The organism is Marinobacterium rhizophilum, assembly GCF_024397915.1.
In the GTDB taxonomy this organism is placed as follows: Bacteria; Pseudomonadota; Gammaproteobacteria; order Pseudomonadales; family Balneatricaceae; genus Marinobacterium_A; species Marinobacterium_A rhizophilum_A.
In genome coordinates, this window is sequence record NZ_CP073347.1 from 3912548 (window position 1) to 3926561 (window position 14014).

A 14014-nucleotide genomic window follows, 5' to 3' on the forward strand; every position below is an offset into this window, starting at 1 on the left:
GATGGCACGCGGCGTAAATAAAGTAATTCTGGTAGGCAACCTGGGCGGTGATCCGGAGGTGCGTTACATGCCTTCCGGCAATGCGGTGACCAACGTAACGCTGGCCACCAGCGAGAGCTGGAAAGACAAGAACACCGGGCAGATGCAGGAACGCACCGAATGGCACCGGGTGGTATTTTTCAACAAGCTGGCCGAGATCGCCGGCGAGTACCTGCGAAAAGGTTCGCAGGTCTACGTTGAAGGCGCGTTGCGCACCCGCAAGTGGCAGGACCAGAGCGGCCAGGACAAGTACACCACCGAAATCGTCGCCAGCGAAATGCAGATGCTCGGTGGCCGTGGTGGTTCAGGCGGTGCAGGCGGCGGTGACAGCTACAACCAGGATACCGGCGGTGGTTATTCCCAGCAGCCGCAGCAGCGCTCGCAGGCACCCCAGCAGCGCCCGCAGCAGGCACCGCAGCAGAACTACCAGCAGCCCCAGGGCGGCCAAGCCGCCCCCCAGTCCCGTCCGCAGCAGGCTCCGCAACAGCCGCAGCAGCCGGCACCGGGCTTTGACGATTTCGACGACGATATTCCGTTCTAACCGATACTCTGGGTATCTTCGGAAGCTGCCATCGGGTGGCTTCTCAAGGACAAAGACAAGCCCCGCACTCGCGGGGCTTGTCTGTTTTGGGCGCCAGAAAGTGTCACCTTCCGGTTCAGGTCAGCCACGTCATATCAGTATGGGTGATTTTAAGTTGATTGACCGTTTAATTAAAAAAGATTATGTTGGTGGCATTGTACATTAACAGACGTTGGTCAGTGTGTTGCAGTCGCCCGGTTGCGGGTTGTCCAGAGCATCACTGTCGGCCACGGGAGAGCGCATGACTCAGCAGAGCTACGACTACATCATCATCGGTGCCGGTTCCGCCGGCTGCGTGCTGGCCAATCGCCTGACCGAGAGCGGCGAGCACCAGGTGCTGCTGATCGAGGCCGGCGGCAGTGACAGGAGCATCTTTATCCAGATGCCCACGGCGCTGTCCTACCCGATGAATTCGCCCAAATACAGCTGGCCGTTCGAGTCCGAGCAGGAGCCCGGTATCGACAACCGCCGCCTGCACTGCCCGCGGGGCAAGGTGCTGGGGGGCTCGTCGTCCATCAACGGCATGGTGTATGTGCGCGGCCACGCCTGTGATTTCGATCAGTGGCAAGAGCAGGGCGTACAGGGCTGGGGCTATCAGCAGTGCCTGCCGTACTTCAAGCGGGCCGAGACCTGGGCCGGCGGCGCCGATGCCTACCGCGGTGGCGATGGCCCCCTGACTACCTGCAACGGCAACGAGATGCGCCTCAACCCGCTGTACCAGACCTTTATCGACGCCGGCATCGAGGCCGGCTACCCGGATACAGCGGACTACAACGGTTATCGCCAGGAAGGTTTCGGCCCCATGCACATGACCGTAAAAGACGGGGTGCGTGCGTCCACCGCCAATGCCTATTTGCGTGAGGCGCTGAAACGCCCGAACCTGCACCTGGTGTCTCGGGCGACCACGCACCGGGTGTTGCTTGAGGGCAAGCGTGCCACCGGTGTGGAATACAGCGTTGGCGGCAGGACACAGACGGCGATGGCCTCTGTCGAGGTGATTTCGTCGGCGGGTTCCGTTGGTTCGCCAATGCTGCTGCAACTTTCAGGTATAGGTCCGAAGGCCGTATTGGAGCAGGCCGGTGTGGCTGTTCAGCATGAGCTGCCGGGCGTGGGCGAGAACCTGCAGGATCACCTGGAAGTGTATTTCCAGTACCGCTGCAAGCAGCCGATTTCATTGAACGGCAAGCTTGGCCTGATCAGCAAGGGGTTGATCGGCACCCGCTGGATGATGTTCAAGAGCGGCCTTGGGGCCACCAACCACTTTGAATCCTGCGCCTTTATCCGCTCGCGCGCCGGGCTGAAATGGCCGGATGTGCAGTATCATTTCCTGCCGGCGGCCATGCGTTACGACGGCCAGGCCGCCTTTGACGGTCATGGCTTCCAGGTGCATGTGGGGCCCAACAAGCCGGCCAGCCGCGGCCATATTCGCATTCGCTCGGCGGACCCGAAAGACACCCCGAGCATCCAGTTCAACTACCTGCAGGCCGAGCAGGACGTGATCGACTGGCGGGCGGTGATTCGCCTGACCCGCGAGATCATTGCCCAGCCGGCGTTCGATGCCTACCGTGGCGACGAAATTCAGCCGGGCAAGGATGTCCAGAGCGACGAGCAGATCGACGCCTGGGTGCGACAGAACGTGGAAAGCGCCTATCACCCTTCCTGCACCTGCAAGATGGGCGCGGACGATGATGCCATGGCGGTGCTGGATGCGCAGTGCCGGGTGCGGGGAATCGAGGCGCTGCGGGTGGTGGACTCGTCCATCTTCCCGACCATCACCAACGGCAACCTGAATGCGCCGACAATAATGGTGGCGGAAAAGGCCGCCGATATTATCCTGGGCAAGAATCCATTGCCGGATGCCGGCGTGGATGTCTGGATAGACCCACAGTGGCAAGAGCGCCAGCGGTTGAACCCGCCGGCCGCTTAAGCTCGAACGCGGCCGTAATGATAATGGTGGCGGAAAAGGCGGCGGACCTGATCCTGGGCAAGAATCCATTGCCGGATGCCGGCGTGGATGTCTGGATAGACCCGCAGTGGCAGCAGCAGCAGCGATTGAACCCGCCGACCGCTTAAGCTCGAACGCGGCCGTGATGATAATGGTGGCGGAAAAGGCGGCGGACCTGATCCTGGGCAAGAATCCATTGCCGGATGCCGGCGTGGATGTCTGGATAGATCCGCAGTGGCAGCAGCAGCGGTTGAACCCGCCGGCCGCTTAAGCTCGAACGCGGCCGTTATGATAATGGTGGCGGAAAAGGCGGCGGACCTGATCCTGGGCAAGGATCCATTGCCGGATGCCGGCGTGGATGTCTGGATAGACCCGCAGTGGCAGCAGCAGCGGTTGAACCCGCCGGCTTAGAGGGTATGCGCAGGGAGAGTTAGCCGCAGGCGAACTCAACGCAACCGTTCATCATGCCAACGCGGCTGTTGTAATACGCCGGATCTTAATCCGGCGTATTGCCATCTACAGGGTGGATTGAGTCGCGGTGCTAGCTGTCTTCGTGCAGCAGCCGCGCCAGTGTCTGGTGCGCCAGCCGACGGGCGACGCCGGCATCGGCGGTCGGGCTCGCCAGGGCGCAGTTTATCCACAGGCCGTCGATCAGGGAGGCCAGCAGCAGTGCAGCATCCTCGGCTTCATCGGCGCTCAGCAATTCGCGGAAGTTGTGCAGCAGGTTGGAGCGCATGCGGGCGCCGCGGATGCCGGACAGCCGCTGCAGCGCGGCATCGTGGGGTGTTTCGGCCCAGAAGGCGAGCCAGCAGGTGACCACTTCGGGCGCAAACTGCTCGGCGGAAAAGTTGCCATCGATAATGGCGGCGATGCGCTCGCGGGGCGAGCTGGCCCGGCTCCAGTCGCTGTAAATGCCATCGGTGAGCTGGCGCATCAGCTGGCGCATGGTTTCGGCCAGCAGGTCGCTCTTGCCGTCGAAGTAGTGATGGATAATGCCGGTAGAGACGCCGGCAATCTTGCTGATTTTCGCAACCGTGGTATTGGCATAGCCGTGCTGATGGATGGCGGCGGCTGTGGCTGCAATCAGCTGCTTGCGCCGAATGGGCTGCATTCCAACCTTGGGCATGTCGGTTCCTGGTGGCGAATGGCACTTGGGGCCAACATGATCGTTGTTTTTGGGGCCTGCTTCAACAAGACAGCGAAGCTCCCGCGCGGATCGGTGCATGGGCCCGATGTCGTGAACGGAATCAAGGGAGGCGTTTTCTGAGCAGCGGCGGGCGCCGGCTTGCTGGATATTTAACTTAATTAAACGTTCAATAAACTAAAATAATAACGGATGCCTTTTGCTACATCAGGGTCGGCCGGGCGTGTACGCCCCAGGGGTGCCGGGTTCTGAAGGCGCTGAATGTGATCCCGAGGACTTGCACATGAACGCTATCCTGTCTGTCGCCATCGTCGCTGCCCTCGTGCTGGCGCTGCTGATTCTGATTCGCTGGGGCCGGGTGCGATGCGAGGGCCCCATGCCAGTATCGCTGTTTGCCTTTATGGCGATCCTGTTTACCTCCGGGCTGGATGTGGGCCTGATCATGTTTCCCCTGGGTGAGTTTCCTGTGTATGCCAGCGAGGCGGCCTACGCCTTTACCAATCCGCTGGCGATCGAGTTTGGTTTCTGGGGCTTTCTGGTCTGGGGGTTTTATTTCCTGACCACCTTCTACTTTGTCATCGTCGAGCCCCGCCTGAAACTGTTCGAAATCCCGCTGATCAAGTTCGTCAACAACCTGGTGATTATCGGTACCTGTGCCTTTACCGGCTTCCTTTTTCTCAGTTACCTGCCGGACTATGCCCAGGGCATATCCACCGCGTGGCGCTACGGCCTGACTGCGCTGGTGGTGCTGCTGGCGGTGTTTTCAAGCTCGGACGTGCGTTACGTGAAATGGCTGAGCATCGGTTCGACCTGGCTGTTTTTCGGGCTCATCGGCTTGCTGGCGCACAATGCCGGCACCGGGCTGGCAACGGTTTCCGCCAGCCTGCTGCAGTTGTCGGATTACTTCGCCAACCTGCAGCATTTCGTCACGCCGCTCAGTGACTACCATGCCTTCTACCTGTTCTGGTGGTTTTCCTGGAGCATCATGATCGGCCAGTTCGTGGCCCGCTTCGTCGGTGGTCTGCGGGCCTGGCAACTCTGCCTGGCGATGCTGGTTATACCGTCCATCCCGATCGCGATCTGGTTTTCGGTACTCTATTTCTACTTCGAGCAGGCGCTGGTGATGAGCGGCATGCTGAAGATGTCGATGCTGGTGGTGGGAGTGATCTTCGTGGTCAATTCGCTGGATTCCCTGATCCGGCTCTATACCACCAACCTGGATGTCACGGTGGAGCGCTTTGGTTTCTATCCCTATATCGTCGGCAACTGGCTGCTGATGTATGGCCTGGTGCTGCTGTTCCAGTTCACGCCATTGAAGATCGAATGGATCGGGCTGGTGGTCATCGGGCTTTATGCGGCTGTTTGCCTGCTGATGCTGCGCCCCTCTGCGCGCCTGGTTCTGGCGCGGCACGAGTAGCAGGCGCCGCTAGGGCGCCAGGCGAGGGCGGGTCTGCAGCCGGTTTGCCAGCATCAGGGTCAGCCAGCAGGCGAGTACAAAGGGTGCGGTCAGCGCCGGCAGTCCGACCAGGCTGAACAGGGGTTGCAGCAGGGTGGCCAGCAGCATGCCTGCGGCAATGATGGCGGGCTGGCGTGGGAAGCGCTGCAGCAGTGCCAGGGCGGCCAGGGCCCCGTTGTAGCCGAACAGGCCAGATTCGATGGCGCTTACGGAAAAGAGCATCGGGTCGGCCAGCATGTTCCCCAGCACGGCGAGCAGAACACCCAGCAGGGAGCCGCCCAGCCCCCAGGCGGCGTTGCGCGGTGCCGTTACCGCCAGGGCTGCCAGGATCAGCAGTCCGGCGGGTAGCGAGGCGAGGAAAAACACCTGTGCGAGGCCGCGCACCAGGCCTTCAAGTCCCTGCAGCAACGTAACCCCGGGCTCTACCGCCTGCAGGGGTGTCGTGCCGGGCTGCAGATCGAATGCCGCGGCCAGCAGCCAGGCACACCAGCTCAGCAGCACAAAAGCGCTGGTATAGGGCGGGATGCGCCAGCGCTGGATCTGCCGCTGGATCAGCGGGGCGGTCGCGGCGGAAAACACCAGTATCGCGCCGGCGCTGACCCAGGACAGCCCCAGCCAAAGATGCAGTGCCAGCCCAACCAGGGCGCCGTTGAAACCGTAATAGCCCGCTCGCACCAGCGCCCGGTCTGCCTGTATCAGCCGGGCGCCCAGCAGCGCAGCGCCGCAGCCGAGCAGGCCGGCGACCAGCGCCGTGGCTGACTCCAGGGCGAGGGCGAGCAGAACCAGGGCACCACAGGGGCGCTGCGATTGAAACAGAATCTGACTGAAACTGTGCAGCAGCGTATCGAACCAGAAGGAAACGTCAGGTTTTCTACTCACTTGGGTTTTTCCGACAGAAGAGGTTGAAATAGTGCGGATGGGCAGGACGCGCTCTGCAACGGGGAGGCTGCAGTGTCAGGTAACAGAGGCCAAGGGCCAAGGACCAAGGACCAAGGTTAAAGGTTCAAGGGCCAAGGTTGAAAGCGCCAAGGTTAAAGGGTCAAGGTTCAAGAGCCAAGGAACAAAACTCGGCGCGACCCTGTAACCGGGTTAAAAAATGGATCAGGGCTCAGAAGCAAGCCGGCAACGGACGTCGGCTTTTTCTGGCAGACCAGCCCTGACCCCAAGTAGATGAAGGGTCCCGGATGCACCGGGTCCCTTCAGCCGTGAACAAGGTTTGTGCATCGCTCACAGAGTGAGCTCCTACCTAGGATGTAGGAGCCCGGTCTGCGGGCGAATCGACTTATTTCTCGCGAGTCGAGTGGTTAGCCATATGCTCCAGGGCTTTGATCATCGCCGCAGCGGGTGTGGCCCAGTTCTGTAGGTCGGGTTAGCGTAGCGTAACCCGACATCCTGCAGTGACACGCCATCACTGTCATGTCGGGTTACGCCCTGCGGGCTAACCCGACCTACATTGGCTCAGTCTCGGATTGAGTGGTTGGCCCTGTGCTCTAATGCCTTGATCATGGCCGCGGAGGGGTTGCCCCAGTTCTGTAGGTCGGGTTAGCGTAGCGTAACCCGACATCCTGCAGTGACACGCCATCGCTGTCATGTCGGGTTACGCCCTGCGGGCTAACCCGACCTACATTGGCTCAGTCCCGGATTGAGTGGTTGGCCATGTGTTCCAATGCCTTGATCATGGCTGGCCCTGGGGTTGCCCAGTTTTCCCGTTTTTCAGTCCCGGATTGAGTGGTTAGCCATATGCTCCAATGCCTTGATCATGGCCGCGTGGGCAGGCCCCAGTTCTAAAGCATCAATCGTGGATTGAATGATTCGCCCTAGGGTTGCCCCAGTTCTGGGCTATCAGTCCCGGATTGAGTGGTTAGCCATGTGCTCCAGTGCCTTGATCATGGCCGAGTGATCCCAGTTTTCACCGCCGAGGGCGGCGCAGGTGCTGAAATTCTGCTGGGCACTGGCGGTGTTGGGCAGGTTGATCTGCAGCGCACGGGCGCCTTCCAGTGCCAGGTTGAGATCCTTCTGGTGCAGGCAAATCTTGAAGCCCGGGTCAAAGGTACCCTTGACCATGCGCTCGCCGTGCACTTCCAGGATTTTGGACGAGGCAAAGCCGCCCATCAGCGCTTCGCGTACCTTGGCGGGGTTGGCGCCGGCCTTGGAGGCGAACAGCAGGGCTTCGGAGACGGCCTGGATGTTCAGCGCGACGATGATCTGGTTGGCCACCTTGGTGGTCTGGCCATCGCCATTGCCACCGACCAGGGTGATGTTCTTGCCCATCACATCGAACAGCGGTTTGGCGCGTTCAAACGCCGCTTCGCTGCCGCCCACCATGATGGTCAGAGTCGCCGCCTTGGCGCCGACTTCGCCGCCGGACACCGGTGCATCCAGGTAGTCTGCGCCTGTGGCCTTGATGCGCTCGGCAAAGCCCTTGGTGGCGATGGGGGAGATCGAGCTCATGTCGATCACGACCTTGCCGGCGCCCGCGCCGTCGGCGACACCGTTTTCACGGAACAGGACATCTTCAACCTGGGGGGTGTCGGGCACCATCAGGATAATGAACTCGGCTTCCTGGGCGACTTCTTTCGGGGTGGCCAGGGCGACACCGCGCTCGCCCAGCAGGTCGGCGGGCGCCGGATCGTGGTGTTCAGAGAAAAACAGGGTGTGTCCCGCATTCTGCAGGTTCTGAGCCATGGGCTTGCCCATGATGCCGGTGCCGATAAATCCGATCTTTGCCATAGTGTTGTCTCCTGTTGAATAGGGTTCTCAGACTGTGTTCATGCTTTTCAGCCAGCCAAGGCCGGCTTCGGTGCTGGTGGCCGGCTTGTATTCGCAGCCGATCCAGCCGTCGTAGCCGATCTGGTCGATAAAGCTGAAAATAAACGGGTAATTCAGCTCGCCGGTGCCCGGCTCGTGCCGGCCCGGGTTATCGGCCAGCTGTACATGCGCAATGGCGCCCAGGTTGGCCTGCAGCGTCGGGCAGATATCGCCCTCCATGATCTGCATGTGGTAGATGTCGTACTGCAGGTGCAGGTTGTCGCTGCCCACCTGTTCGCGAATGCGCAGCGCCTGCTTGGTGTTGTTGAGGAAAAACCCCGGAATGTCGCGGGTGTTGATGGCTTCCATTACCAGGCGGATGCCGGCCTGCTTGAGCTTGTCGGCGGCATAGCGCAGGTTTTCCACCAGGGTGGCCTCGGCCAGGGCCTCTTCTGTGCCTGCGGGCTGGATGCCGGCCAGGCAGTTGACCTGGGTATTGCCCAGCACCCGGGCGTAGCTGATGGCGCGCTCGACGCCCGCGCGAAATTCCTCGATGCGATCCGGGTGGCAGGCGATGCCGCGCTCGCCGGCATTCCAGTCGCCGGCGGGCAGGTTGAACAGCACCTGGGTCAGGCCCCTGGCGTCGAGTTTCGCCTTGATTTCGGCGGCGTCGAAATCGTAGGGGAACAGGTATTCGACGCCGGTGAAGCCTGCAGCGGCGGCGGCATCGAAGCGGTCGAGGAAGTCGTGCTCGGTAAAGAGCATCGACAGGTTGGCGCAAAAACGTGGCATGCATGCCTCCTTCGAAAATGTATCCGGCCCTGTAGGGTGCTGGTGAACGGAGTGAACCGCACCGGTGGTGCTGGTGCGCTTCGCTTTCACTCAGCGGCACCCTGCGTGGTCATCGAAATCTAATCCAGCATCGAGATGGCGGTGGGCGCGTCCAGGCCGCGCTCGGCCAGGTCTTCGAACTCGTTGACGGCGTTGATTTCAGTACCCATGGCGATGTTGGTCACCCGCTCCAGCATGATTTCAACCACCACCGGTACCCGGTGCTTGTGCATCAGTTCCCGGGCCTGCTGCAGTGCGGCCTGGATCTGGTCCGGCTCGCGTACGCGGATTGCCTTGCAGCCCAGACCTTCGACGACAGCGACGTGGTCGACACCGTAGCCATCGAGTTCGGGTGCGTTCTGGTTTTCGAATGCCAGCTGTACGCAGTAGTCCATGTCGAAGCCGCGCTGGGCCTGGCGAATCAGCCCCAGGTAGGAGTTGTTCACCAGCACGTGGATATAGGGCAGGTTGAACTGCGCACCCACGGCCAGTTCCTCGATCATGAACTGGAAGTCGTAGTCACCTGACAGCGCCACCACCTGACGGGCGGGATCGGCTTTGACGACGCCCAGCGCCGCCGGAATGGTCCAGCCCAGGGGGCCGGCCTGGCCGCAGTTGATCCAGTGGCGTGGCTTGTAGACGTGCAGGAACTGCGCCGCGGCGATTTGTGATAATCCGATGGTGCTGACATAACAGGTGTCCTTGCCAAAGGCCTTGTTCATTTCTTCGTACACGCGCTGCGGCTTGACCGGCACATTGTCGAAGTGGGTCTTGCGCTGCAGGCTGCGCTTGCGCTCCTGGCATTCGGCCAGCCAGGCGCTGCGATCGGCCAGCTTGCCGGCGGCCTTCCATTCGCGGGCGACTTCCAGGAAGCGATCCAGTGCGGCACCGGCGTCGGACACGATCCCCAGGTCCGGCATGAAGACACGACCAATCTGGGTCGGTTCGATGTCGACGTGGATAAAGGTGCGGTTCTCGGTGTAGACCTCAACGGAGCCGGTATGGCGGTTGGCCCAGCGGTTGCCGATACCCAGTACCAGGTCCGATGCCAGCATTGTGGCGTTGCCGTAGCGATGGGATGTTTGCAGGCCAACCATGCCGACCATCTGCGGGTGGTCGTCCGGGATGATGCCCCAGCCCATCAGGGTCGGGATAACCGGAATGCCGGTCAGTTCGGCAAACTCGACGAATTTTTCGCAGGCATCGGCATTGATGATGCCACCGCCGGCAACCAGCAACGGGCGCTCGGCAGCGTTGAGCATGCCCAGTGCTTTCTCGACCTGCTTGCGGGTGGCGGCGGGTTTGGCCTGGGGCAGCGGTTCATAGGTGTCGATATCGAACTCGATCTCGGCCATCTGCACATCGAACGGCAGATCGATCAGTACGGGGCCGGGACGGCCGGAGCGCATGATATGAAACGCCTTCTGGAATACCCAGGGCACCTGGGCCGGTTCCAGCACGGTGGTGGCCCATTTGGTGACCGGGGCGGCGATGCTGCTGATATCCACCGCCTGGAAGTCTTCCTTGTGCATGCGGGCGCGGGGCGCCTGGCCGGTGATGCACAGAATGGGGATGGAGTCGGCGGAGGCGGAATAGAGCCCGGTAATCATGTCGGTACCGGCGGGGCCGGAGGTGCCGATGCACAAACCGATATTGCCGGGGTTGGTGCGGGTGTAGCCCTCGGCCATGTGGGAGGCGCCTTCAACATGGCGTGCCAGTACATGGTCGATGCCGCCGAGTTTTTTCATGGCAGCGTACATCGGGTTGATGGCGGCGCCCGGCAGGCCAAAGGCGGTATCGATGCCTTCGCGCTTGAGTACTTCAATGGCGGCTTCAATTGCTCTCATTTTTGCCATTATGTTGTGCCCTTTATTTGTTATAAATTGTGTACAAAATATCGATGGCTGATTCTAGGCATCAGTCGGACTAAAGGTCAAGGCCCCTGTAGCTAAAGGCTAGCGTGCTGTTTTGTTTTAAATCTTTATTAAAACAATGAGTTACGCTCTAATGCTTTGGTCTAATATATTTTGTATACAAAAAAATATAACAAATGTATTGGTTTTTGGTGTTTCGTTGGGCTATAGATGAAGCCTTGCAGAGGCCGGTTTGTATTGTTGAGTCCATTTTTGTGTAACCGGTTTTCAGGCATTGCTAGGCATTGTCAGGCATTGCCAGGCACGACGGCAGGCCGGCTCTGAGAGCTTTGCTCTCGTCGGCTGTATACGACATTGACCCCATTCAGGTGTACAGGGCGATACCGCGCGTTTGAGCGCAGATGGCCCTGTCGCGCCAGCCGATTTTGTTAAACCTTGTAAACCTTGAGGAGATGTAAAATGTCGAAAGTCAATCTGGCAACGGCACTGACAATCTGCGCGGCGGCCCTGCAAAAGGGTCGGGAAATTTCTGCGGCGCCCCTGACCGTGGCGGTGCTCGACCAGGCTGGGCGCCTGGTTTCACTGCAGCGTGAAGACGGTTCCAGCCTGTTGCGGCCCGAGATCGCCACGGCCAAGGCCTGGGGCGCCCTGGCGCTGGGCAAGCCGTCGCGCCTGATCGCGGCGGATGCGGAAAACCGTCCGGCGTTTATCGGTGCGGTGAACACGCTGGCCCAGGGCAACATTGTGCCAGTGGCCGGTGGGGTGCTGGTGCGTGACGACGCAGGTGTTGTCGTTGGCGCTGTGGGTATCAGTGGGGATCTCTCGGACACCGATGAGCTCTGCGCCATGGCCGGTGTGGAAGCCAGCGGCCTGCGCCCCGACAACGGCCTCTGATCGAGCGATGTTCACAACAGGGCCCGCTGCCCCTGGCAGCGGGCCTGTTTGCGTTGGGGCTCAGGCGGGAGCGGTGTGGCTGTCCTGGGTGCTGCCCGGCTGTACATCGCAGCCCTTGAGCACCAGGCGGGTGATCAGGTCGGTGGCGGCATCGTAGTCTTTTGCCTGCAGTTTCTTGCGCCCGGTCACTTCCAGGATCTGCCAGTCAAAATCGGCGTAGGTCTGGGTTGATGCCCAGATGGTAAACATCAGATGGTGCGGGTCCACCGCTGCCATGCGGCCATCGGCAATCCACTGACGCAGGCGCTCGATACTGCGCTCGGCCTCTGTTTTCAGCTGCGCAAGACTGTCGGCCGACAGGTGCGGTGCGCCGTGCATGATCTCGCTGGCAAACACCTTGGAGGCATCGGCGTGTTCCCGTGATATGCGTACCTTGGCCTTGATGTAGGCCCGCAGGGCCAGTTCCGGGTCTTCTTCGCGGTGAAAGGGCGAGTAGGCCTGCAGCAACGGCTCGATAATGCTTTCGAGCACGGCGCGGTAGAGGGCTTCCTTGGACTTGAAGTAATAGTAGATGTTGGCCTTGGGCAGACCTGCCTTGTCGGCGATATCACTGGTTTTGGTGGCGGCAAAGCCCGTATCGGCGAACACCTGGCAGGCGGTTTTGATGATCAGGCGTTTATTGCGTTCGCGAATGCTGGCCATTGGAGCCTGCTCCTTGCTGTGTTGCGGGCCAGTTGTGCACCGTGGGTCTGAGGACAGCAGGGGGACTGGAATGCGCTGCGCCAGGGGGCGAATCTTACCACCGCCTGCTCAGGCGGCTCAAGGCGACAGCGGACCGACCCCGCAGGGTCGCAACTTGTGGCCAGGCGCAGTGCATGCAAGGCGCAACGCAGAAAACCGGGAGTGCTGCAGGCTGCAGCGCTCCCGGTTGTGGGTTCAGCCGGTCAGGTCAGGAGGCTGTGCCACCGAGCGGCTTGGTGCTGTTGGCAAGCGTATCCGCCTGGCTGGCCTGCCGGGCGTCCGTAGTGCTGGCGTGGCCGGCGTCTGTTGCGTGCTGTTCGGTGGGGAGGTCCTCATCGGCGTGCTGGGCAGACTCATCCGGCAGGAACAGGCTCAGGATGATGGCGCTGAAGGCGCCGATGCTGACAGGCGAGCCGATGATGTTCTTCACCGTATCGGGCAGTGCCTGCAGCACATCCGGTACCGCGGCGACACCCAGACCCAGGCCGATCGAGACCGCGACAATCAGCATGTTGCGACGGTTCAGTTCGCACTGGGCGAGGATCTTCACACCCGCCGTAGCCACGGTGCCGAACATGATGAGGGTAGCGCCGCCAAGTACCGGTTTTGGCATCTGCTGCAGAATGCCGCCGATATAGGGGAAGAGTCCCAGCAGCGCGAGAATGCCGGCGATGTAGTAGGCCACGCGGCGGCTGGCGACACCGGTCAGCTGGATAACGCCGTTGTTCTGGCTGAAGGTGGTCATGGGCAGGCTGTTCAGCGCTGCCGCCATGGCGGAGTTGAAACCGTCGGCCAGGACACCGGACTTGATGCGGTTCAGGTAGACCGGGCCCTTGACCGGCTGACTGGAGACGATGGAGTTGGCGGTCAGGTCGCCGGTGGTTTCAATCGCGGTGACCACGTAGATCACGGCCAGGGAAACAAAGGCGGCGATATCAAACGAAAAACCGTACTTGAAGGGTTGTGGCACCGTCAGTAGCGGCAGGCTCGACAGACCACTGAAGTCAACGCGTCCCAATGCCCAGGCCACGGTGAAGCCGACCAGTAGGCCGACGATCACGGCGCTGAGGCGGATCATCGGGTTTCTGAAGCGGTTCATGATGATGATGGTGGCGAGCACCAGGCCGCCGAGGCCGAGGTTTTCCAGCGAACCGAAATCTTCGGCCCCGAAGCCACCCGCCAGGTCGGTCATGCCCACCTTGATCAGCGACAGGCCGATAATGGTGATCACGGTGCCGGTAACCACGGGGGTGATAATCCGGCCCAGCCGATGAATAAAGCGGCTGAGAAAGACCTCGACAAAGGCGGCAAGAAAGCAGACACCAAAGATCGTGGCCAGAATTTCATCGGGGCCACCGCCGGCATTCTTAACGATAAAGCCGACGCTGAGGATGGTGCTGAGAAAGGCGAAGCTGGTGCCCTGCACACAGAGCAGGCCGGAACCAATGGGGCCGATGCGGCGTGCCTGTATAAAGGTACCGACACCGGAAACCACCAGCGCCATGCTCACCAGGTAGGGCACTTCACTGCCCAGGCCCAGTACGCCGCCGACAATCAGGGTCGGTGTGATGATGCCGATAAAACTGGCCAGCACATGCTGCAGCGCTGCAAAGAATGCAGGGCCGAAAGCCGGTGTGTCCTCAAGCTGATAAATCAGGTCCCTGTTGGGCGTGGGGCTTGCCTGTGCCCCGGGATTCTTTGCTGTCATGGTAAGTGCCTACCCTATTTATTGTTATGGAGAGCTGGTTGTGGCGAGGGCCGA

At 61.0% G+C, this 14014-nt stretch carries 12 protein-coding genes; 5 read left to right on the forward strand and 7 right to left on the reverse strand.

The features are described 5' to 3' along the window. Window position 1: 1 nt before the first annotated feature. The 3 genes from ssb to KDW95_RS17670 all read left to right on the forward strand — a co-directional run bounded on the left by ssb (window position 2) and on the right by KDW95_RS17670 (window position 2692). Window positions 2-580: a single-stranded DNA-binding protein gene (gene ssb / locus KDW95_RS17660; protein WP_255853100.1), complete on the forward strand. Its 579-nt coding sequence runs from the start codon at window positions 2-4 to the stop codon at window positions 578-580. 280 nt (window positions 581-860) lie between these two features. Continuing rightward, on the forward strand, window positions 861-2546 hold the full coding sequence (gene betA / locus KDW95_RS17665) for a choline dehydrogenase (RefSeq protein ID WP_255853101.1): 1686 nt from the start codon (window positions 861-863) through the stop codon (window positions 2544-2546). 23 nt (window positions 2547-2569) lie between these two features. Further along, entirely contained in the window at window positions 2570-2692 is a 123-nt protein-coding gene (locus KDW95_RS17670; RefSeq protein ID WP_255853102.1) for a hypothetical protein, read from the forward strand. 413 nt (window positions 2693-3105) lie between these two features. Here KDW95_RS17670 and betI read toward each other — a convergent pair whose 3' ends face one another. After that, window positions 3106-3690 (reverse strand): transcriptional regulator BetI, encoded by a 585-nt coding sequence (gene betI / locus KDW95_RS17675; RefSeq protein ID WP_255853103.1) that lies wholly within the window; start codon window positions 3688-3690, stop codon window positions 3106-3108. A 301-nt stretch (window positions 3691-3991) separates the two neighbouring features. Between betI and KDW95_RS17680 the strand changes: the two genes are divergently transcribed. Further along, complete coding sequence (locus KDW95_RS17680) at window positions 3992-5125, forward strand: BCCT family transporter (protein WP_255853104.1); 1134 nt, start codon at window positions 3992-3994, stop codon at window positions 5123-5125. A gap of 9 nt (window positions 5126-5134) precedes the next feature. Here KDW95_RS17680 and KDW95_RS17685 read toward each other — a convergent pair whose 3' ends face one another. The 4 genes from KDW95_RS17685 to gcl form a co-directional block, all read right to left on the reverse strand. After that, window positions 5135-6043, reverse strand: coding sequence for an urea transporter (locus KDW95_RS17685; protein WP_255853105.1), 909 nt, complete (start codon window positions 6041-6043; stop codon window positions 5135-5137). 963 nt (window positions 6044-7006) lie between these two features. Beyond that, window positions 7007-7894 carry a 2-hydroxy-3-oxopropionate reductase gene (locus KDW95_RS17690; protein ID WP_255853106.1) on the reverse strand — a complete coding sequence of 296 codons (888 nt, stop codon included), beginning with the start codon at window positions 7892-7894 and terminating at the stop codon, window positions 7007-7009. A 27-nt stretch (window positions 7895-7921) separates the two neighbouring features. Beyond that, window positions 7922-8704: a hydroxypyruvate isomerase gene (gene hyi, locus KDW95_RS17695; RefSeq protein ID WP_255853107.1), complete on the reverse strand. Its 783-nt coding sequence runs from the start codon at window positions 8702-8704 to the stop codon at window positions 7922-7924. A 119-nt stretch (window positions 8705-8823) separates the two neighbouring features. After that, on the reverse strand, window positions 8824-10599 hold the full coding sequence (gene gcl / locus KDW95_RS17700; RefSeq protein WP_255853108.1) for a glyoxylate carboligase: 1776 nt from the start codon (window positions 10597-10599) through the stop codon (window positions 8824-8826). A 477-nt stretch (window positions 10600-11076) separates the two neighbouring features. On the opposite strand from gcl, the gene KDW95_RS17705 reads away from it, so the two are divergent. Then, entirely contained in the window at window positions 11077-11511 is a 435-nt protein-coding gene (locus tag KDW95_RS17705; protein WP_255853109.1) for a GlcG/HbpS family heme-binding protein, read from the forward strand. A 60-nt stretch (window positions 11512-11571) separates the two neighbouring features. Here KDW95_RS17705 and KDW95_RS17710 read toward each other — a convergent pair whose 3' ends face one another. Then, window positions 11572-12213: a TetR/AcrR family transcriptional regulator gene (locus KDW95_RS17710; protein ID WP_255853110.1), complete on the reverse strand. Its 642-nt coding sequence runs from the start codon at window positions 12211-12213 to the stop codon at window positions 11572-11574. 247 nt (window positions 12214-12460) lie between these two features. Beyond that, window positions 12461-13960, reverse strand: coding sequence for a nucleobase:cation symporter-2 family protein (locus tag KDW95_RS17715; protein WP_255853111.1), 1500 nt, complete (start codon window positions 13958-13960; stop codon window positions 12461-12463). Window positions 13961-14014: the final 54 nt, after the last annotated feature.

Bases quoted from the DNA above. Each gene is read 5' to 3' on its own strand.
- gcl (WP_255853108.1), bottom strand. From the start codon at position 10,599: ATGGCAAAAATGAGAGCAATTGAAGCCGCCATTGAAGTACTCAAGCGC.
- KDW95_RS17670 (WP_255853102.1), top strand. From the start codon at position 2,570: ATGGTGGCGGAAAAGGCGGCGGACCTGATCCTGGGCAAGAATCCATTG.
- KDW95_RS17680 (WP_255853104.1), top strand. From the start codon at position 3,992: ATGAACGCTATCCTGTCTGTCGCCATCGTCGCTGCCCTCGTGCTGGCG.
- KDW95_RS17710 (WP_255853110.1), bottom strand. From the start codon at position 12,213: ATGGCCAGCATTCGCGAACGCAATAAACGCCTGATCATCAAAACCGCC.
- KDW95_RS17715 (WP_255853111.1), bottom strand. From the start codon at position 13,960: ATGACAGCAAAGAATCCCGGGGCACAGGCAAGCCCCACGCCCAACAGG.
- KDW95_RS17690 (WP_255853106.1), bottom strand. From the start codon at position 7,894: ATGGCAAAGATCGGATTTATCGGCACCGGCATCATGGGCAAGCCCATG.
- KDW95_RS17705 (WP_255853109.1), top strand. From the start codon at position 11,077: ATGTCGAAAGTCAATCTGGCAACGGCACTGACAATCTGCGCGGCGGCC.
- ssb (WP_255853100.1), top strand. From the start codon at position 2: ATGGCACGCGGCGTAAATAAAGTAATTCTGGTAGGCAACCTGGGCGGT.
- hyi (WP_255853107.1), bottom strand. From the start codon at position 8,704: ATGCCACGTTTTTGCGCCAACCTGTCGATGCTCTTTACCGAGCACGAC.
- betA (WP_255853101.1), top strand. From the start codon at position 861: ATGACTCAGCAGAGCTACGACTACATCATCATCGGTGCCGGTTCCGCC.
- betI (WP_255853103.1), bottom strand. From the start codon at position 3,690: ATGCCCAAGGTTGGAATGCAGCCCATTCGGCGCAAGCAGCTGATTGCA.